The organism is Paenibacillus whitsoniae, from assembly GCF_003955665.1.
Lineage (GTDB): Bacteria > Bacillota > Bacilli > Paenibacillales > NBRC-103111 > Paenibacillus_E > Paenibacillus_E whitsoniae.
Genome location: NZ_RXHU01000056.1, coordinates 1 through 19847, shown reverse-complemented (window position 1 = coordinate 19847; position 19847 = coordinate 1). Strand labels below are relative to the sequence as shown.

Genomic DNA, 19847 nt, shown 5'->3' with positions numbered 1-19847 from the left:
GAGGACGTACTTATGCGCATCTTGTATATTCAACCGTATGCCAGTCAAGTGGGCGGGGTCGATACGGTCTTGCTGCAGCTTGTGCAAGGCTTGGATTCATCCATTCATCAAGCGTATGTGCTGCTGCCGTCTTGGAGTCCCTATGTCGAGAAATACCGGGAGGCCGGAGCAGAAGTTCTGTTTGGGACGATTGCCGTATTCGGCAAGCCGACGGATAGCGGATACTATTTTAGAAATATGAAAAATCTGATATCTTCCATGCGCGAGATTAAGAAGCTCGTCAAGCAGCATGGTATTGATCTCATCCATTCCCACAAAATGGAGGTCATTGGCGGCAATATCGTCGGGAAGCTGCTAGGCATTCCGACTGTGCAAACCGTGCACGAGCTGCCGAGAAGACCGCTGGCGGCGTACCAGTTCGTGGGGCTGCTCAACCACTTGTTTAATGACAAAGTCATCGTGCTCTGTGAGCGGAGCAAGATTATGTTTAAGTGGGGGCCTTGGCGTTCGGGCAAGCTCATCAAGATTTATAACGGCATTCGTCTTCCGGAGCGGAGTCCGGTTCCTGCGGCGGCTGGCGTTCGCAATTTGCGCGAGGAACTGGCGCTGCCGTCGGACAGCAAAATTATGATTACGGTCGCCCGCCTGAACCCGATGAAAGGGATTGAATATGTGATCGAGGCGGCCCGGCAGCTTAAGCAGGAGAGAACCGATGTGGCCTTTGTTATCGTGGGCGATGTGGCGTTTGACGCGGAAAAAGGATACAAAGACGAGCTGCTCGCGCTGGCCCGGCAGGCAGGTGTCGATCACATGGTGCACTTCCTCGGTCTGCGACGGGATGTTCCGGCGCTGTTGGCGCAGTCCGATGTGTTTGTGCTTCCTTCCGTCTACGACATCTTTCCGACGGTGATCCTGGAGGCGATGAGCGCAGGGCTGCCGGTTGTCGCGACCGATGTCGGCGGCGTACCCGAGATGGTCACGGCCGAGGTGGGGCTCCTTGTGCCTGCGCAGCAGGCTTCAGCCCTGAAAGCGGGGATCGCGGCAATGCTCCAGTGCGACGGCAAGGCAATCGGCGAGCGCGGTCGAGCGCGGGTTGCAGCGTATTTTAGCCAAACGACTTATGTCAGCCATACGGTTGCGTTGTATGAATCGCTGATGAATGCCAAACGGCCTTTGTCGGCGGCGAACAAGAAAGAAGTGACGTCCCAATAGCAGGGAGGTCGGATTGGTGGGAGATTGAATTGACTGTGGAAACGACGGAGAAAAGAAATTCCGCTAATCACATGAGCCTTTCGGCAATCTGGTTGTTCGGTGCGATTGTGATCGGGCGCATGCTGGGCTTCATCCGAGAGTCCGCCCTCGCTTATGTGTTCGGGGCAAGTCCGGAGGTCGACGCGTTCATCGTCGCTCAGACGATTACGTTCCTGCTGTTCAGCTTTCTTGGGCCGGCCATTTGGAACGCTGGGATTCCAGTGCTCACCGATCTGTTCGCAAAAGATCAGTCCAGACATCGCAGGCAGTACCGCAACACGGTATGGAGCTTTTTCCATCTCATCGTCATCGTAACCGGCTTGTTTATGGTGATCGGGTATTTCATTACACCTGCCTTGATACATTTGGTAGCACCTGGCTTTGACAGCTATCGCGATCAGATGGCGATTCATTTGACGCGCGCGATGCTGCCGGTCATCCTGTTCTTCGGATTGGCCGGTTGGGCGTCGCTGGTGCTGCAATCGCAGAATCGCTTCGGCTCTTATGCCATGAGCTATTTGCCGAACAATTTGATTTCGATTGCGGGCATCTTGATGTCCGCCTTCACAGGCAACATTCTGCTCGTCGCGGTCGCTACGATGCTGGGCATCGCCGGGCAGTTCCTTGTGCAGCTTCCGGGCTTGTTCTCTACGAAATACAAGCTATCGTTCAACTTGAAAAACGCCGAGTTCGTCAAAATTATGAAGCTGGCGCCGTCAACGATTTTCACGGAGATGGGCAATCAACTGAATACGGTGTTCGACCGCATCTTCGGTTCGGGATTGCAGGCCGGCAGTATCGCCTCGTTAGGCTACGGCCAGCGGGCGTTCAATCTGGTGACAGGCGTCATCCAAATGCCGATCATCATCGTGTTGTTCCCGAAGCTGTCCGCGCAAAGCGCCACCGGCGACAACAACGGCTTTGTGCGCCTGCTCGGCAAAGGGCTGGGGCTGCTTTCGTACCTGATGATTCCGGCTGCTGCGGGGCTGATGATGCTGTCCGTTCCGATCACACAGCTGCTCTTCGAGCGGGGAGCTTTCGAATCGTCGGCAACACTGGTGACGGCTTCGATCGTGTTTTTCTATGCGATTTCGCTGCCCTTCTTATCTTGGCGGGACCTCTTGATTCGTTCCTTCTATGCGATGAAGGACTCGAAAACGCCGGTGACGAGTACGATTGTAATGGTCGTCGCGAACGTGGGGCTGAATTTCCTCATCGTCCCTTTGTGGGGTGTGAAAGCGTTAGCGATTTCCTCGACGTTCGGCGTGGTCGTCAGCACGCTTTTCAGCTATGCGGTCATTCGTTTCCGATTCAAAATGTACATGGCGCATATCCGCATTTTCTACGAAGCGATTGTGAAATCGGTCCTGGCTACGGCCGGCATGGTCGGGGTTGTCTACCTGACGTCGGAGTTCAGCGGCATCCGTTTTACAGGCAGGGAGGACATGTCGAGTTTGAGGCTTGCGCTCTCTGTCGTCATGGTCATTGCGCTCGCGGCGATCTCGTACGTGGCGTTCTCGTTTCTGCTGCGATCGAAAGAGAATATGTACTGCTTCTCGGTTGTCAGAGGCTATCTGGATAAAGTGCTAAGCAGGCTCACGAGAAAAATGAACATCCTGCAGACCAAACGGTCGGGTGAGGTTGAGGCCAGTGATCACTAGAAAGCGTCGACACTCCCGGAGGGGAGCGATCTTGGGGTTCGTGTTGGTAGCGTGCCTGGTCTATGTCGGGTATCGGCTGTTTTTCCCGCATGGCGGCGTCGCCCGGACCGAGCTGTACGCTTCGCCGCTTGGGGAGGGCGGCGCCTGCACGCTGGAGGCCCCTTGTTCCCTGACGGATGCGCGGGACAAGGCTAGAGGGCTGGATAAGCGCGTGAAGCGCGACATTATCGTAAATCTGCGAGAGGGAACCTATGAACTGGATTCCCCTTTTGTGCTTATACCGGAGGATTCCGGCTCTGCGCACGCACGGGTCGTGTATCAGCCGTACGGGCAGGAGTCCGTGCTGATCAGCGGAGGCCGGCACATTGGCGGCTGGCAGCTCTATGATCGCGCCCGCAACATTTATGTGGCGAAGGTCGATCCCGCTTGGCAGTCCCGGCAGCTATTCGTTAACGGAACGAGAGCGGTGCGGGCGAGAAGCGAGGAGAACCCTGAGGGATTTGCCAAGACCGCTCAGGGCTATCGGACTACATCCCCGCTGTATGCTAATTTGGGTTCCTGGGCGTATCCGAAGGATCTGGAGTTTGTCGGCATGACGAATTGGCGCAGCTATCGCTGCGGGGTGCAAAGCATTCAGCGGACGGACGTTCGGCTGAATTCGCTGTGCTGGACGAAGACGCAGCATTCCGAAGAGATGAATGAGCCGGCCTGGTTTGAGAACGCCTACGAGCTGCTCGATCAGGAAGGCGAGTGGTACGGGGATTGGCATAAGGGGAACGTCTATTATAAGCCCCGCGCTGGAGAAAATATACAGGATGCTGAGGCGGTTCTCCCTGTGCTGGATGCGCTTATCGTCGGGGCGGGTAAGCCGGATCAGCCGGTCAGCCACTTGACGATTCGCGGCCTGTCGTTTGCGTACGGCACGTGGCATCTGCCGATCGCCGATGTCGGCTATGTGCCGATGCAGGCAGGCTTTGCCTATATGGACCCGCAGGACCGAGATGCCGTCATAAGCACGCCGGCGCAGCTTACGTTTCAATGGGCATCGGATGTCACGCTGGAACGCAATCAGTTCGTGCATATGGGCTCCGCGGCGGTGTCGTTTGACCGGGGAAGCCAGCGCAACCAGGTCATTGGCAACCGTTTCGAAGATCTATCCTCCCATGCGATCCAGATCGGCAACGTGGCCGATAGTCGGGTATCCGGGGCGGCGATCGTGCAGGATAACCAGGTGCGCAACAATTACATTTCGCTCATCGGGCAGGAGTATTTTGATGCGGTCGGGATCTTTGTTGGGTATGCCTCGGGGACGGTCATTGATCACAACGAAATCGCCAATGTGCCGTACACGGGCATCTCCGTCGGGTGGGGCTGGACGGACAAGGCGTATGCCAGCTTGACCCATAACCGGATCACCAACAACCGGATTCACGACTACATGCTGACCTTAAATGACGGCGGCGGTATTTATACGTTGAGCCGGCAGGACAATTCAGAAATCAGCGGAAACTATTTGTATAATAACCACCATGATTATGGCAGCATTTATCTGGATTTGGGCTCGCAAGGGTTCAAAATTACGTCGAACGTCATATCAGATCCCAAGCGTGTAACGAATTGGATCTTTATCCAAGATTCGGTGCCTCCCTACTCGACGAACAATACCGTCAGCGGCAATTTCACGGATACGAGCAAGGTGAGAATCTATCCGCATAACTTTACAAGCGATAACCTGCTGGTCCGCGCAAGCAGTTGGCCGGACGCGGCCGCAACGATTATGCGCAACAGCGGATTGCAAAAAGCCTTTCAGGACATTAAGTCCTGAAAGGCTTTTGTCTTGAAACTTTATATAACGGAGCGGGCGCTAGCGCATGAGCGGTCTTGAATCTCGAAGTGAAGAAGAAGGCGAGCGCCAGAAAGACGGAGAGGTAGGTGAACGCATTTTGCAGATCTCCGCGCAGCAGGAAGATTTGGAAGGCAGACAGAAACGGCACCAAAATTTGCGATAATGTGATATCGCTTTTCATTTTGCTGGCGATGTACCGGTTCTGCAGATGAGCCGTCACGTAGCCAAGCAGGATGAACACGACAATGACGCCGATGTAGCCAAAGTTGATGTAGCTTTCCGCCCAGAGCGGGCAGGACAGATTCGTAAATTTATAGCCGATCGCTTCGCCGATTTCCTGGCCGCTGCTATAGGGCTTACTGGTCCAAATGCTTCGCGGAATCCAGAAGAAGAGCGTACTGAGGAACTGTCTGCCGGGCAGGATGCCGACAATGTCGACATACCGGGAGCTGTTCAGAATCATCTGGAAGGCGTCGTAGTCGCCCTTCTGCATCATAATATCCGTAGCACTCTGAATTTCGAGCGAGGCGTCGAGTTTGTAGCGAAACAAATCGGTATACGGGAACACGACCAGGAACAGGCTGAGATAGGCGTAGCTCCATCGGCCGATACCAAGCTTTTTCCAGGGCACGATCAGCACAACGAGGGAGAGCACGACGGCGCCGAACCAATATCTCGCATTGGAAATCGGATTGCTGAGTATAAGATTAGTGAGGAACAGCAGGACGACGGTGATATAGCTGTACCAGCGGTTCAGCTTCTTTTTCTTCCACATCCAAATGCCGATGATCAGGCAAACGAACAGCGGAACTTTGGCAAATTGATCGGTCAGGAGGGCCAGTGTCTTATTCTCCATGTGGCCCGCGGCTTCGATCCGGGGAAGAAACAGCGCGCTGAAGCCGCTGCCCAGGTTAACGAGAAACAGAGAGGCGAACAGGGCGAGATAAGCTGTACGGACAAATTTGTTGGTAGTCAATTGAGACGTCGGTTCCTGGATGTTCAATTTCTCGGGATGATGTCTGCCTTTGACAAGCAGCATGCCGAATTGATAGCAGAGGATGCCTAACATTACGAGGAAAAGGCACTTGGTAATATCCGCGTCGGAATAGGCACCGGCCCATGGGAAATGTCCGCCGGTCAGCTGAATGAGCGGGCAGATGCCCAGAAATACGTAGGTGAAGATCCAGAAAGTCAGCTCTAGCACACGTTCCTGATTGCGCAGCATGAGCCCGGACAATTGGAAGGCGACATAGGCGACGATCAGCCAGGCCAGAAAAATATTTCGGTTAAAAACAAGCTGCTGAACATCTACATAGAAGAAGAGCGGAACGGCGAGTGCCAAGAGAATAAAGGAAAGCGTTGCTAAATAATGGCGTCCCAGGCTAATTTTCATAATGAACGAGCCTCCTATCGGGGGATTAGAAGATGAGCTGCAATTGACCAAGTGCTTCTTTCAATCCCTGTTGAACCATAAATACCCCGCTGGGTGATGGAAGAAAGTCGAACAAATTGTACTGCACGTTTTGTGGAGGCGTGTATCTTGTCGGCACCGCCAGCACGCTGACGCCTTCCTGTTGGAACAGGGCGACGGAGCGAGGTATATGGGGAGCGGTTGTCACCAGGATAGGAGAGGTTAACCCTCTTTGTTTTAAAATGGCTGCGGTGAACTGGGCATTTTCTTGTGTCGTTCGACTGCGATCTTCGGTGATAATCATGTCTTCCGGAACTTGCATTTGCAAAAGATCGCGTTTGGACAGCTGGGCTTCGTTCTGCTCATTTCTCGCGTTCAGGCTGCTTCCGCCTGACACGATGATCGGCACTTGCAGCCGGTTGTACAACTTGAGCGCCGCAATGACATTCAGGGCAAGATCTCCGGTCAACTCGCCCGGACCATCCACGGTTGGGCCTGGGGAGGTGCCTTCACCAAGCACGACGATACTGTCCCCTGCGATGGAATCAGGAAACGCATATTCATTTTCCAAAGAGTTTATCATGGCATAACCGAGGAATGTGCAGGTGGAAAGATAGGAAATTATCGATACGAGCGCTAGTAGAATGGAGAGAATCATCTTCTTTTTGTGGATGAAGTACGCCGTTAAAGCAAATAGGACAAGGATGTAAATTCCGGGAGGGAAAAGGAATAAATATACAATTTTAATCAAATAAGTCATAAGAACTCCCATCTAAGCAAAAGGTCCTATGACAATGATACATTATGTATCTAAAAAAGGCAAGATAATGATACAAATTGCTACCTACACGCCCTTTTTTTAGCACGGGCCAACCCTTCCTACATAAGATGATAGCAGAAACTCAATTTTGCATCTGAGAGGAAAGGAGACTTGAAGACTATGCCATTTGTAATGAGCAGCATCGCTGATTTGAAGAAAATGACCGCACCGGACGTCAATTCGCTTTACTATGTGACGGACAGCGGTCGGGACGGGTTCTTCCGGTATGACCCCACGGACACGACATCTGCGAACAACGACGCGACGATTATTGTGTCTGCGTCCAGAGGTCGTTTTAAGCGTACGATGATGGACGACGGGGTCAACGTGCAGTGGTTCGGTGCAAAAGGGGACGGCTCGGACGCCAGCGACGCTTTTATCGCAGCGCTGCGATTTGCCGAATCCATGGTGAAAAATCATCGCGGCAAAGTGAAGCTCCTCATTCCCTCTGGAACGTATTCCATTTCAAAATCGGAGGCTCTGCTGGGCGGCACGTATACGAATTCCGCTGTCGGTTATGTCATTCAGGGTGCTGGCAAGGGCGTTACGCAAATTGCGTACACGAACCAAGCGGCGTCGAACAACTACCTGTTGTACAACAACGATGCCTGGCAGCACATCCATATCCAGGATATTGAGTTCACCGGAAGCAGCCCCAATGCAATCTTCATGTATTCTTATGCGGCGAACAGCGCCCAGAACTACACCTTTGAGCGCTGCATGTGGAATGGTACGTGGAAGAACGTATTCCAATTGGAAGGCGGCAACTTGAACAGCGAGATGACCTGGTTCCACTGCAATTTCAACGGATCCATGGAAAATGCGATCTACGTGCCGTATTCCACGAACAAAAGCGTGGAGCCGAATACGATGGCGATTCGCAGCGGCGGCTCGGACCAGTTCCTGAACTACAATCTGTTCGCCTGTCAGTTCGAAGTAACGAAGGGGAACTACTTGAACTTCCAGTACGGCGGCAATATCAATGTGTGGGGCGGCAGTCTCATACACATCGGGACCGGCACGGGGGCGAACGGTGTGCCTACCGGCCCTGGGGGAACGTTCTTCAAGCTTGGCAAAACAAACTACCTGCAAAACGGCTCCTATAACAACCCGGACCCCGGACATGCCGGCGGCGCAGTTCGCTTCCTGTGTATCGGGCCGAGGATTGAGCACCGTGTACAAACGAGCAAGCTGATCGAATGCAATTGGTATGACGGATCGATTACGTTCCTCAGTGTCGATAATGCGTCTATGGACTTCTCCGTACCAAGCTACGTCAATGCATTGTTCGATGTGAGCAACGGGACGCCGACGGTCAAATTTGACGGCTGCCGTCTGGCAGGCAAGCACAGCTTCCTTGTGAACTACGGCTCGTATAACCATAACAATGATAAAATCGTTTACGAGAACACGCGCTTCACGCAAGCGGCCAAAGCTGACGATTTCCTAGCGATCGTTGACAACACGAACGGCTACTCGCTTGGCGGACGCCCGCCGGTCACATTCCGCAATTGCAGCGGCAGCGGCAGCACAAGTGCCGACGCCTTCTTCGACTCCGATCAAAATTATTTGCTAGCCAATCGTTCGCAGCTCACGACGAAAATGGTCAGCATCCGCAACGTAACTGGCAAGCTCCCGGCAGCAGGTCAGGTGGAAGCGTTTGATTTGCCGCTGAATGCGTTGATTCTGAATGTCATCTTCTTCAGTCCTGCGGGAGCAGTGACAAGCAAGAATGCGGCGACGTACACGATTCAGACGACGGACAAAACGCCGGTTGTGGTAGCAACGTATACGTCGGCCAACATGTCGCTGGGCTACCGCCAGACGGTTTCTCCGCTGTTCTACTGCGATACGGAAGAAAGACGCAATTTACAGCTGGTTCCGGGATCGACGGTGAATGTAGAAAATCCGAAAGGCGTCATTCTGATTGAATATATCGGCTGATTTGTAAGGGTTGTCTGTTCAGCGGGGGAGCTGCAGATAACCCTATTTATTTGAAGTTTCTGCGCTATGTTTCGGTGAAAGCTGTAGAAAGTGTTGTCTGCATCACATTTTGATGATACAATACGTATCATTAAAAGATTCAAAACGTATCGAACATCATGAAGAAAAGGGAAGTGGAGTCCGCGTGAGAAGATGGATTGCTTATTCGGCAGGAGCCGTCGTCGTAAGCCTTCTCCTATCTGCCGCCTATGTGGCGAAAATTTCAAATCCGGAGAGTCATTTTCAAAAGCGTCAACTGCCTGTTTTAGTGATGCCTGCCGGAGCCAACGCATATGTCCGGAGTGGATCTTTTCCGGTCTTGAGTTGGATTCGCAAGACTGGGGCAGCGCCGGCTTCCGCGATTCCCTCACCGGCTTCTCCAACCGCTCCGGCAACTGACCGTATCGCTCAACCTGCCCAAGCCGTGCAGAAGAAGCAGGACAACTTCAACATGCTCATCGTTGGCACGGATGCCAGAGAGAATGAACTGTCGCGTGCGGATGTCATCATGGTCGTGCATGTGATTCCATCGGAAAAACGGGTCAATGTGCTTTCCATTCCCCGGGATACGATGGTTTACATAAAAGGCACCGGTTACACGAAAGTGAACCATGCCCACATCCTTGGCGAAATGAAAGGGGGGAACCGCGAAGGGACGGAGACGCTGCTGCAGACGGTCAGCAATTTCTTGCAGGTCCCGATCAATTACTATGTCAAGACTAACTTCCAAGGCTTCAAAGATCTCATCGATGCCATCGGCGGTGTGGATGTCCCCATCGAGAACCCAATCTTTCTGCGCAGTATAGGAGAGAATTTGCCTGCGGGCCTACAGCATTTTAACGGTGATTTGGCTTTAGGGCTTGTTAGGGAAAGGTGGGCGTTTCCGGAAGGAGATTTCGGCCGGCAGAAGGAGCAGAATAAAATCCTGAAAGGGATCGCCAAGAAGGTTTTGGCTCCGGAGCATGTGGTGGAATTGGCGTCGACGCTGGCGAAGGTGAAAAAGGATTTGATCGATACGAATCTAACTGACAGCGACATGTTGAGCTTGGCCAGGTTGTTTACAGGTTTGACGGACGAGGGTTTTACTTATTTGCAGGTTCAAGGGGAAAGCGTCGTTCAGGAGGACCCCTTGGTGCATGCGCCGCTCTATTATTGGAAACCTGATGCGGAGCAGGTGAAGGGTCTTATGCAGACTTATTTTGATCAATAAACCAATACACTGTACTTAAGGAGCTGAGTGGTTCATGCAGGTCGTTCAACCGATTCGCGATCAACTTAAGATCGAGGAAATTCAGGAAATACTAAAAAAACAATCCGCCAGGGATTGGTTGCTGTTTACGATCGGCATTAATTCCGGCATTCATTTAAGCGATCTGCTGACGCTTCGGGTTCGGGATCTGGCCGGCAAAAGCAGAGTGACCATTGAGGAGGGTAAGACGAAGAAGAACAAAACGTTTTTCATCAATGCGCAGCTCCAGGAATGGATTCAAGATTATGTCCAGTATATGGATGAAAACGATTTCATGTTTCCGTCTCAGCGAACCGGCAAGCCGATTAAGCGGATCCGGGTGTATCGCATATTGAATCAGGCGGCGAAGCAAGCGGGGCTCTTCGATATTGGCACGCATACGCTGCGGAAAACGTTCGGTTATCACTATTATCAAAAGACGAGAAATGTCTCCATGCTGCGCGATCTCTTCAATCATTCGGCGCCTTCCGTAACGCTGCGCTATATCGGCGTCCAATCGGAAGCCAGGGAATGAACGGGGTCGACGGTTGCATACACTGAGAAGAAATCGGCAATTTATTTGAGGGATCTTTCGGCGCGGATAAAGGCGATGAAACGCTTGGCTTCTTCGATGGTCAATTTGTTGCCGTCAACGGTGAGTGCGAACTTCTCCAGAATGCTCTCATCGGAAAGTTCCAAGTAATCGACGAAGTCTCTGACATTGTTGTCCAGCGTTTGTTCGGCGTTATCCGTGCGCCCAAGCAAGTAGTCGGTCGAAACCTTGAAGAAGGAAGCGATCTTGTTGATCGTATCGTAGTGAGGTTCCCGGCGCGAATTCTCGTAATGGGAAAGTGAAGCGCGGGAGATGCCAAGCTTAGCGGCTAATTCCTCCTGGGTCATGAAATGCTTCTCGCGAAGCTGGGAGATCCGATCTCCGTATTTGGTCATGGTTATTCCTCGCATTCCGTAAATTGTCATAACAGGCTGGCCCATTGATTAGATTTATTATACCAGTCTTGAAGGAGATAAGAAACTAAATAAACACCCTTGACACGATACGTTTTGTATCATAAAATGAAATTCATAAAGATACTAAATGTATCAAGCCTGATGGTAATGGAGGTCTTTTATGGAACTTGAGCTCAGAGAGTATGTGCAATTAATCTTGCGCCGATGGTGGATCATAGCCACGGTTGTTGCACTTGTGACCCTTTCAACCGGAATCGTGAGCTACGTTTTTCTCAAGCCGGTGTACGCCGCCAACGCCAAGATCATTGTCAACAAACTGAATGATAACTCCGGTGTTCAGATTATTGACTCCAGCACGATTAACGCCAGCATTTTGCTGGTCAATACGTATAAAGAAATCGTCAAAACGCCCGCGATTTTGGAAAAGGTGCTAGCACGATTTCCGGAAAGCAAATTAACCATTGAAGAGTTAGCCAAGAAAATTTCCGTCAACTCGACGAATGATACTCAAGTGATCACATTGGCGGCCAGCGACGAGTCATTCGCCGAGGCGCAGAGACTCGTCAACGCGGTGGTCGATGTGTTCAAACAAGAAATTCCGACAATTATGAACGTGGATAACGTCAACATCCTCTACAAAGCGATGGAGCAGTCGAATCCGCGTCCCGTCAAAAACATCCCCGAATTTAACATCGCCATCTCCTTCCTGGTCTCACTCATCATCGCCATTGGCCTCGTCATTCTCTGGGAATATTTGAACGAAACGATCCGCACGGAGAAGGATGTCGAACTGTTTCTCGAGGTTCCGATGCTGGCGGCTGTATCCAAAATCCGCTCCAAAGATTTGAAAGTAAACCGCAGGCAAATGAGCCAAATCAGTCTCGGAGAGGCGGTGAATGTCAATGTTGCTCAAACCGAAGCGAGATCTCGTTAGTAATCTCAAACCGATGTCGCGCGTATCCGAGGCATACCGCTCGCTGCGAACGAAGATTTTGTTCCTTGCAGCGAATGAATCCATCAAGACCATCGTGCTCACTTCTTCCAACACGAAAGAGGGCAAGACGCTTACGGCTGCTAACCTCGCCGTCGCATTTGCGCAAGAAAACAAGCGTGTCCTCCTGATTGATGCCGACATCCGGAATCCCGGCATTCATCAAATGTTTCATAAAAGCAACTTCACCGGCCTCACGAATATCCTTTCCAATAAAGCGAAAGTGCTGGAAGCCATCGTACGCACGGATGTACCGAATTTGTCGATCCTCACTTCCGGCTCGTCGCCGACGCTTCCCTCCGAATTGCTGACATTTTCGAAGATGAGCGCTCTGATCGAGCAAGTGGCGGACCTGTACGATTTTATTTTGATCGACTCGCCTCCTGCCTTTGCTGCAGCGGACTCCCAAATTCTGGCCTCGCTCAGCGATGGGATTGTCTTTGTGGTCAGGCAGGGCAAGGTGAAGCGGCAAATTATTCGCAAAGATATTCAAACACTAAGACAGCTAGGCGGGCAAGTGCTGGGCGTCGTTCTCAACAATGCCAAACTGGGCCGAAGCAATTCTTCCAACTACTACAGATGTTGACCTCGAATTCATAGATAACTGGAGTGATGAGAAGATGACCCGAGTAAGAAAAGCCATTATTCCAGCCGCAGGCCTGGGAACAAGATTTTTGCCTGCCACCAAGGCCATGCCGAAAGAAATGCTGCCGATTGTCGATAAACCGACGATTCAGTACATCGTAGAGGAAGCGATCGAGTCCGGGATCGAGGACATCATCATCGTCACGGGCAAAGGCAAGCGCGCCATCGAAGATCATTTTGACAACGCGTTTGAGCTGGAATCCCGGCTGCTGGAGAGCAACAAGCTGGAGCTGCTAGAGCAGGTGCAGCGTTCGTCGAAGATGGTAGACATCCACTACATCCGGCAAAAAGAGCCCCGGGGCCTCGGTCACGCTGTCTGGTGCGCGCGCAAATTCATCGGCGATGAGCCGTTCGCCGTCCTGTTGGGCGACGACATCGTACGCGCCGAGACGCCGTGCTTGCAACAGTTGATCAAGCAATTCGAGCTGACCGGCAAATCGGTCATCGGGGTGCAGCATGTCCCGGACGATGAAACGCATCGTTACGGCATCGTGGACCCCTTGGAAAAATACGGCCGCTTGTATCAAATCAACAACCTCGTGGAGAAGCCGAAGCATAGGGCGCCTTCCAATCTCGCGATCATGGGACGCTACATCTTGACGCCGGGCATTTTCGAACTGCTGGAGCATCAAGAGGCAGGAGCCGGCGGGGAAATTCAGCTGACGGATGCCATCCAGACGTTGAATACGCTGGAGAAAGTGTATGCCTACCATTTCGAAGGCACCCGGTACGATGTCGGCGAGAAACTGGGCTTTATTCTGACGATCCTGGATTTTGCGCTGATGAATAAAGAGCTGGGAGCCCCTCTAATTGCCGCACTGGAGAAAATTGTGGCTAGAACCAATACCCATGTAGGTTAGGAGAATGTGTGATGGGGTTATCCGATATGGACATATCCGTGAAAGGAAGCAAATCCTACCCGCAAACGCCGGCGGTTCTGCCCAAAGAATACGGGCTGTATGCGGTGGGAAAAAGGTCGATCGATCTGGTATTCTCGCTGGGCGGGCTTATTTTTTTGACTCCATTGATACTAATTGTATCATTGTTGATCAAGCTTGAGGATCCGAAAGGCAGTATTTTCTTCAAGCAAGTTCGCGTAGGCAAAGACGGTAAGGAATTCAACATGTACAAGTTCCGCTCCATGGTTCATAACGCTGAGGAATTGCTGGCAGGGCTTCTGGATCAAAATGAAGTCAGCGGCGCGATGTTCAAGCTGAAAAACGATCCCCGCGTTACGAAGATCGGGCGTGTCATTCGTAAGACGAGCATCGACGAGCTCCCGCAGCTCCTCAACGTGCTGAAGGGCGAAATGAGCCTCGTTGGGCCAAGACCGGCGCTGCCGAGAGAAGTGGAAGCGTACACCGTCTACGACAGACAGCGGCTGATCGTGATCCCGGGCTGCACAGGCCTCTGGCAAGTGAGCGGGCGAAGCAGTGTCGGCTTCAAGGAAATGGTTGAGCTCGATCTGGCCTACATCGCGAAGCGCAGTCTTTTCTATGATTTGAAAATTATGATGAAAACGATAGTGGTGCTGCTGGGCTCGAAAGACGCCTTTTAGCGGCCGCGCGACGGGGGGAAGTCAAGATGGAACTGAATGCCAAAATCTTTGTAGCCGGGCACCGCGGACTGGTCGGTTCGGCCATTCTGCGAAGTTTGCAAGCGAGAGGCTATACGAATCTTGTGTACAGAACGAGCAAAGAGCTCGATCTGCGGGATTACGACAAGGTGCTGTCCTTCTTTCTGATGGAACAGTTCGATTATGTTTTTCTGGCGGCCGCCAAGGTCGGCGGCATCGTCGCCAACAGTGCGTATCCGGCGGATTTCATCCGAGACAACTTGCAGATTCAAACGAATGTTATCGACGCCGCGTATCAATCCGAAGTCGGCAAACTCCTGTTCCTGGGCTCCACCTGCATCTATCCGAAGCTGGCGCCGCAGCCGCTCAAAGAGGAATACTTGCTGACCGCGCCGCTTGAAAAGAGCAATGAAGCCTACGCAGTTGCCAAAATCGCGGGCATCACGATGTGCCAAGCGTACAACAAGCAGTACGGCACGCGGTACATTTCCGTCATGCCGACGAATCTGTACGGCCCGAACGATAACTTCGATCTTGAGACGTCGCATGTGCTGCCGGCGATGATGCGGAAGTTCCATGAAGCCAAGCTGGTGCAGACGCCGGAGGTCGAAATCTGGGGCACCGGGACGCCGCGTCGGGAGTTTCTGCATGCGGACGATCTGGCGGATGCGTGCCTGTTTTTGATGGATCATTACGAGGGCAGCGAGATTGTGAACGTCGGGGTTGGCAAAGACATCTCCATCCGGGAGCTGGCGGAGCTGATTCAGGGTATCGTCGGCTATGAAGGGGAGCTTCGCTTTAATACGGATCGGCCGGACGGCACGCCGCGCAAATTGGTCGATGTGTCCAAAATCGCGGGACTTGGCTGGCAAGCTTCCACACCGCTTGAAGCCGGTATCCGCAATGTGTACCAGTGGTTTCTGGCATCCCAAGTACAGATGAGCAAATAAAGATGAGATAAAATCGGAGGGTTTACGATGAAGCGAGCGTTAATTACAGGGGTTACGGGCCAGGACGGGTCTTATTTAGCGGAGTTTTTGCTGGAAAAAGGTTATCAGGTATACGGCCTTCGCCGCCGCACGAGCACGCCGAACTATGAGAACTGCGAAAGCTTCAAGGATCGCATCGAATGGCTGTCCGGCGATTTGAACGATCTCGCCTCCTTGATCGAGGCGGTGCGCGTTTCCCAGCCGGATGAGGTGTATAACCTGGCTGCGCAATCGTACGTCGCGGCTTCCTGGCCGCAGCCGCTGGCGACCGGACAGATGACGGCGCTGGCCGTCACGAACATGCTGGAGGCGGTGCGCATCGCGAAGCCGGATGCGAAGTTCTACCAAGCCTCCAGCAGCGAGATGTTCGGCAAAGTCGTGGAGACGCCGCAAAAGGAAACGACGCCGTTTTATCCGCGCAGCCCTTACGGGGTCGCCAAAGTATACGGGCATTGGATTACCGTCAATTATCGCGAAAGCTTCGATATGTTCGCCTGCTCCGGCATTCTCTTCAATCATGAATCTCCGCGCCGCGGCGTCGAATTTGTGACGCGCAAGGTCACGGATGCGGTCGCCCGCATCAAAATGGGCTTGCAGTTGGAGCTGCGGATGGGCAATCTCGACTCTCTGCGCGACTGGGGCTTCGCCGGTGACTATGTCAAAGCGATGTGGCTGATGCTGCAGCAGGAGACGCCGGACGATTATGTCATTGCCACTGGAGAAATGCACTCCGTCCGCGAGCTGCTGGAGGTTGCATTCTCCCATGTCGGACTCGATTACCGCAATTACGTCGTGATTGACCAGGCCTTCGTACGTCCGGCAGAAGTGGACCTGCTGCTCGGCGACTGCACGAAGGCGAAGGAGAAGCTGGGCTGGAAGCTCGAAGTCGGCTTCCAAGAGCTGATCCACATGATGGTGGACGAAGATTTGAAGCGGGTCAAGAATAGGCTCCGCGCAAGCCGCGACGATATGTACAGCCTTGTGAACCTGGGCTGAGAAGGAGGACGAGATGATCAATCGCATTCGGCTCGATGCTTACGACCAGTCCCATTACTCCAGGGGTCGCAGCAATGCGGTCGTTCTCCTGTGGTGGTTTATTCAAGGCACGCTGTTTCGTTTCTCGATCCATAACATGTATGGCTGGAGGCGATTTCTGCTCAAGCTGTTCGGCGCGAAAATCGGCAGCAGGGTACAGATTCGCCCAACCGTCAAGTTTACGTATCCGTGGAATGTGGAGATTGGGGACTATTCCTGGATCGGCGATCATGTTGAACTGTACAGCCTTGACCGGATTGTGATCGGCCAGCATTGTATCGTCTCGCAGAATTCGTATTTGTGCACGGGCAGCCATGAGTTGCAAGATCCCAGATTCAGTTTGATTACGAAGCCGATCGTCATTCGAGACGGCGCTTGGGTTGCGAGCGATGTGTTTGTTTACCCTGGTGTCGTTATGCACGAAATGGCTGTCGCCGGTGCGCGAAGCACGGTGATGCGCAACATTCCGGCGAATGAAGTTCATGCGGGAACGCCCGCACAGTTTATTCGGTATCGATTTCAGGAGGAGGCGGCAGAGCATGAAGAAGAAAATCGTGTTTGTCATTAACTATTTCTACCCCGACTTCGCTTCGACGGGACAGTTGATGACAGAGCTGTGCCTGCACCTGCAGCATGATTTCGATGTAACGGTCATTGCGGCCATGCCGGAGAACATGAAGGGATCGAAACAGCGCTTGTTTACCGAGGATAAGCTGGAGCAGATCCGCATCGTGCGCATTTATTTGCCTGAGGTGGATAAAAGCAGCAAGTGGAGCAGGCTGAGGTACATCTCCGCCTATTTCTTCTCTGCGCTGTGGGCAACGCTCCGCGAGCGGAAGACCGACATCATTTACACGATCTCGACCCCCCCGGTGCTCGGCGGACTGCTTGGCACACTGGGCAAGCTGTTCAAAGGCGCGAAGCACATTTATAACATCCAGGATTTCAATCCCGAGCAGGCGGAAGTCGTGAAATATACGAAGGGTAAGACCATTTTTCGCATAGCCCGCATGCTGGATAAGCTGAATTGCCGGTGCGCGGATCATGTCGTAACGGTCGGCATGGACATGCAGGAAACGCTCATTCGCCGGTTCGGCGAAAAGCCGGTGCCGCGCAACTCTGTCATTAACAATTGGACGGATGAAGCGGACATTGTGCCTTTAAGCAAGGAGCATCCGAAAGTAAAAGCGTTTTTGGAAAAGCACGGTCTCTTGAACAAGTTCATCATAATGTACTCCGGGAACCTCGGTCTGTATTACGATCTGGTCAACCTCATGGGCGTTACGCTTCCTTTCAAGCAGCGGGACGATCTGGCGTTCGTTTTCATCGGCGAAGGTGCGGTGAAGAAGGAGATGGTGGCTTTCGCTGAGGCGCATGCTGTCCGGAACTGCTATTTTCTCCCTTTTGAGCCCAAGGACAGTATCAAATACTCGCTTAACGCTGCGGATGTTCATTTGGTCGTGAATCAGAAAGGCATCAAGGGCGTATCGGTACCGAGCAAAATCTATGGGGTGATGGCGGCCGGCAAGCCTGTGCTTGGCGTTCTGGAGCAGGGCAGCGAGGCGCATCGGCTGATTGCGGAGAGTCGTTGCGGCGTTGTGTGCGAGCCCGGCGCGTATGATGACATTGTTGAACAGATTGATCGGATGCTGGGCATGAATTCATCGGCTCTTGCCGAACAGGGAATGAACGGACGCGTCTATCTGGAGCAGCATCTGGGCCGAGCTGCGTCCATGAATAAATACAAGCATTTGTTGAAGCAACTCACCGTGCAGGCGTGAGAATCGGTTGGGAAAAGGAGCGGGAAACGTGAGGATCGTACTGCTGTCCGGCGGGTCCGGGAAACGACTGTGGCCGTTGTCGAATGATTCGAGGTCGAAGCAATTTTTGAAGGTGCTGGAAAATGAGGAGAGGACGCTGGAATCGATGGTTCAGCGTGTATGGCGGCAGCTCGCGCAGGCCGGTCTGCGCGAAGCTTCCTACATCGCCACAGGCAAAAGCCAGCTGGACATGATCTACAGCCAGCTTGGCACAGATGCTCCGGTCATTGTGGAACCTGAGCGGCGCGATACGTTTCCCGCGATCGCCTTGGCGGCGACGTACCTGTATTCCATCGTCGGCGTGGGCCTTCAGGAAGTGGTTGCCGTGCTGCCGGTTGACCCTTATGTAGAACAAGGCTTCTTCGAGACGATCAAGCAGCTCGAAGGCCATCTGCTGGACGCTTCCGCAGACCTCGCGCTGATCGGCGCCAGACCGACGTATCCTTCTTCGAAATACGGTTATCTCGTGCCCGGGGAGGAGGCGAGCGGACAAGTGCATTTCCAGATCGCTCATTTCGTCGAGAAGCCGCAGGAGGACGATGCGCAGGCGCTGATTGAACAGAACGCGCTGTGGAACTGCGGGGTATTCGCTTTTAAACTTGACTATCTCATTAATCTGCTGATCGAGAAGGGGTATCCGATCCAGTACGACGAGCTTTTGAAGCATTACGGCAAATTGCGCAAGATTTCTTTTGACTATGAGATTGTGGAGCGCGCCAAACGGATTATTGCAACCCGATACGATGGTGATTGGAAGGATTTGGGTACTTGGAATACGTTGACGGAGGAAGTTGCGGATCATGTGATCGGCAAAGGCATCATCAGCGAGGATTCTGTGAATTCGCATGTGCTTAATGAACTGGACATCCCGGTGACCGTGATCGGCCTTTCCAATGTCATCGTAGCCGCGAGCCCTGATGGCATTCTCGTCTCCGAGAAAAGTTCCTCGCCGCGGATTAAGGAAATCATGCAGCATATCGAGCAGCGTCCGATGTATGAAGAGCGCCGCTGGGGTTGGTATAAGGTGTTGGATTACAGCAAGCTGGCGCCTGAACGCTATGTGCTGACGAAACGGATCTGCATCCACAGCGGACGGAATTCCAGCTATCAGCTGCATCACAAGCGAAGCGAGACGTGGACCATCATTTCGGGGGAAGGCGAACTGGTGCTGAATGAGAAGCTCATTCAAGTGAAGGCCGGCGACGTCATCCAGATTCCGATTCGCGCCAGACACAGCATCAGGGCGGTGACGGATTTGGAATTCATCGAAGTTCAGACGGGGAGCGAGCTCGTTGAGGAGGACAATGTTCGTTTGTTTATGAGTTGGGAAGAGATTGCGGCGTGTGTAGTCTAGTTGTATCGGAGCGGAAAGAAATTACGCTTGTAAAGATACAAAATGTATCGTATAATGGGCTTAACGATCCGAAACGTATCCTGTGTCGCGATACCGGGAAATCCATTATAAGGTGGTTATACGATGGTGAAAGAAATGCCAACCATGATTTTTTGCTTGGGATGCAGCAGCTACAAGTCCCAGATGGAAGCGAAAATTATTTTTAAAACCGGCTTCTATAAAACGACGATTCCTCTGGGGTACTGCACGGCTTGCTCGGCAGCGGAGC

General features: G+C 52.7%; 18 protein-coding genes. 15 read left to right on the top strand and 3 right to left on the bottom strand.

Annotated features, from left to right (window positions below; all coding sequences use genetic code 11):
* The first annotated feature begins 12 nt into the window (after positions 1-12).
* From EJQ19_RS18655 to EJQ19_RS18645, 3 genes are read left to right on the top strand one after another with little or no spacing between them, the layout of a single operon-like run.
* Entirely contained in the window at positions 13-1212 is a 1200-nt protein-coding gene (locus EJQ19_RS18655) for a glycosyltransferase family 4 protein (protein WP_241242980.1), read from the top strand.
* A gap of 35 nt (positions 1213-1247) precedes the next feature.
* The gene (gene murJ, locus EJQ19_RS18650) at positions 1248-2912 is read left to right on the top strand and encodes a murein biosynthesis integral membrane protein MurJ (protein ID WP_126142754.1); all 1665 of its coding nucleotides are present in this window, start codon (positions 1248-1250) and stop codon (positions 2910-2912) included.
* Between the two features lie 40 nt (positions 2913-2952).
* Positions 2953-4737: a right-handed parallel beta-helix repeat-containing protein gene (locus EJQ19_RS18645; protein WP_241242983.1), complete on the top strand. Its 1785-nt coding sequence runs from the start codon at positions 2953-2955 to the stop codon at positions 4735-4737.
* Here the strand turns inward: EJQ19_RS18645 and EJQ19_RS18640 are convergent.
* On the bottom strand, positions 4727-6151 hold the full coding sequence (locus EJQ19_RS18640; RefSeq protein WP_126142752.1) for an O-antigen polymerase: 1425 nt from the start codon (positions 6149-6151) through the stop codon (positions 4727-4729). The two genes, EJQ19_RS18645 and EJQ19_RS18640, sit on opposite strands and share 11 nt — an antisense overlap.
* Before the next feature lie 25 nt (positions 6152-6176).
* Entirely contained in the window at positions 6177-6740 is a 564-nt protein-coding gene (locus EJQ19_RS18635; protein WP_164716614.1) for a YdcF family protein, read from the bottom strand.
* Between the two features lie 369 nt (positions 6741-7109).
* Here EJQ19_RS18635 and EJQ19_RS18630 point away from each other — a divergent pair, with 369 nt between their 5' ends.
* From EJQ19_RS18630 to EJQ19_RS18620, 3 genes are all read left to right on the top strand, one after another.
* Positions 7110-8933 (top strand): hypothetical protein, encoded by a 1824-nt coding sequence (locus EJQ19_RS18630; RefSeq protein ID WP_126142750.1) that lies wholly within the window; start codon positions 7110-7112, stop codon positions 8931-8933.
* Positions 8934-9117: 184 nt separating this feature from the next.
* A complete protein-coding gene (locus EJQ19_RS18625; RefSeq protein WP_241242979.1) occupies positions 9118-10182 on the top strand; it encodes an LCP family protein in 1065 nt (354 codons plus the stop codon).
* A gap of 34 nt (positions 10183-10216) precedes the next feature.
* Positions 10217-10735 carry a site-specific integrase gene (locus EJQ19_RS18620; RefSeq protein ID WP_126142749.1) on the top strand — a complete coding sequence of 173 codons (519 nt, stop codon included), beginning with the start codon at positions 10217-10219 and terminating at the stop codon, positions 10733-10735.
* 41 nt (positions 10736-10776) lie between these two features.
* Here the strand turns inward: EJQ19_RS18620 and EJQ19_RS18615 are convergent, their stop codons facing one another.
* Entirely contained in the window at positions 10777-11148 is a 372-nt protein-coding gene (locus tag EJQ19_RS18615; protein ID WP_126142748.1) for a helix-turn-helix domain-containing protein, read from the bottom strand.
* A 181-nt stretch (positions 11149-11329) separates the two neighbouring features.
* Between EJQ19_RS18615 and EJQ19_RS18610 the strand changes: the two genes are divergently transcribed.
* Genes EJQ19_RS18610 through EJQ19_RS18570 form a run of 9 tightly spaced genes read left to right on the top strand, consistent with a single transcriptional unit; the run spans position 11330 to position 19579 of the window.
* Positions 11330-12103 (top strand): YveK family protein, encoded by a 774-nt coding sequence (locus EJQ19_RS18610; protein WP_126142747.1) that lies wholly within the window; start codon positions 11330-11332, stop codon positions 12101-12103.
* Positions 12066-12746 carry a CpsD/CapB family tyrosine-protein kinase gene (locus EJQ19_RS18605; protein WP_126142746.1) on the top strand — a complete coding sequence of 227 codons (681 nt, stop codon included), beginning with the start codon at positions 12066-12068 and terminating at the stop codon, positions 12744-12746. Before EJQ19_RS18610 ends, EJQ19_RS18605 begins: the two co-directional genes overlap by 38 nt.
* Positions 12747-12780: 34 nt before the next feature.
* Positions 12781-13665 carry a UTP--glucose-1-phosphate uridylyltransferase GalU gene (galU, locus tag EJQ19_RS18600; protein ID WP_126142745.1) on the top strand — a complete coding sequence of 295 codons (885 nt, stop codon included), beginning with the start codon at positions 12781-12783 and terminating at the stop codon, positions 13663-13665.
* Between the two features lie 11 nt (positions 13666-13676).
* Complete coding sequence (locus tag EJQ19_RS18595) at positions 13677-14363, top strand: sugar transferase (protein WP_420901690.1); 687 nt, start codon at positions 13677-13679, stop codon at positions 14361-14363.
* A gap of 26 nt (positions 14364-14389) precedes the next feature.
* Positions 14390-15331 (top strand): GDP-L-fucose synthase family protein, encoded by a 942-nt coding sequence (locus tag EJQ19_RS18590; RefSeq protein ID WP_126142744.1) that lies wholly within the window; start codon positions 14390-14392, stop codon positions 15329-15331.
* A gap of 27 nt (positions 15332-15358) precedes the next feature.
* Positions 15359-16366, top strand: coding sequence for a GDP-mannose 4,6-dehydratase (gene gmd, locus EJQ19_RS18585; RefSeq protein ID WP_126142743.1), 1008 nt, complete (start codon positions 15359-15361; stop codon positions 16364-16366).
* Positions 16367-16379: 13 nt separating this feature from the next.
* Positions 16380-16973: a WcaF family extracellular polysaccharide biosynthesis acetyltransferase gene (locus EJQ19_RS18580; RefSeq protein WP_126142742.1), complete on the top strand. Its 594-nt coding sequence runs from the start codon at positions 16380-16382 to the stop codon at positions 16971-16973.
* Positions 16945-18186, top strand: a complete 1242-nt coding sequence (locus EJQ19_RS18575; protein WP_126142741.1) for a glycosyltransferase family 4 protein — start codon at positions 16945-16947, stop codon at positions 18184-18186. The genes EJQ19_RS18580 and EJQ19_RS18575 overlap by 29 nt, the downstream gene beginning before the upstream one ends.
* A gap of 28 nt (positions 18187-18214) precedes the next feature.
* Entirely contained in the window at positions 18215-19579 is a 1365-nt protein-coding gene (locus EJQ19_RS18570; RefSeq protein ID WP_126142740.1) for a sugar phosphate nucleotidyltransferase, read from the top strand.
* Positions 19580-19847 lie beyond the last annotated feature (268 nt).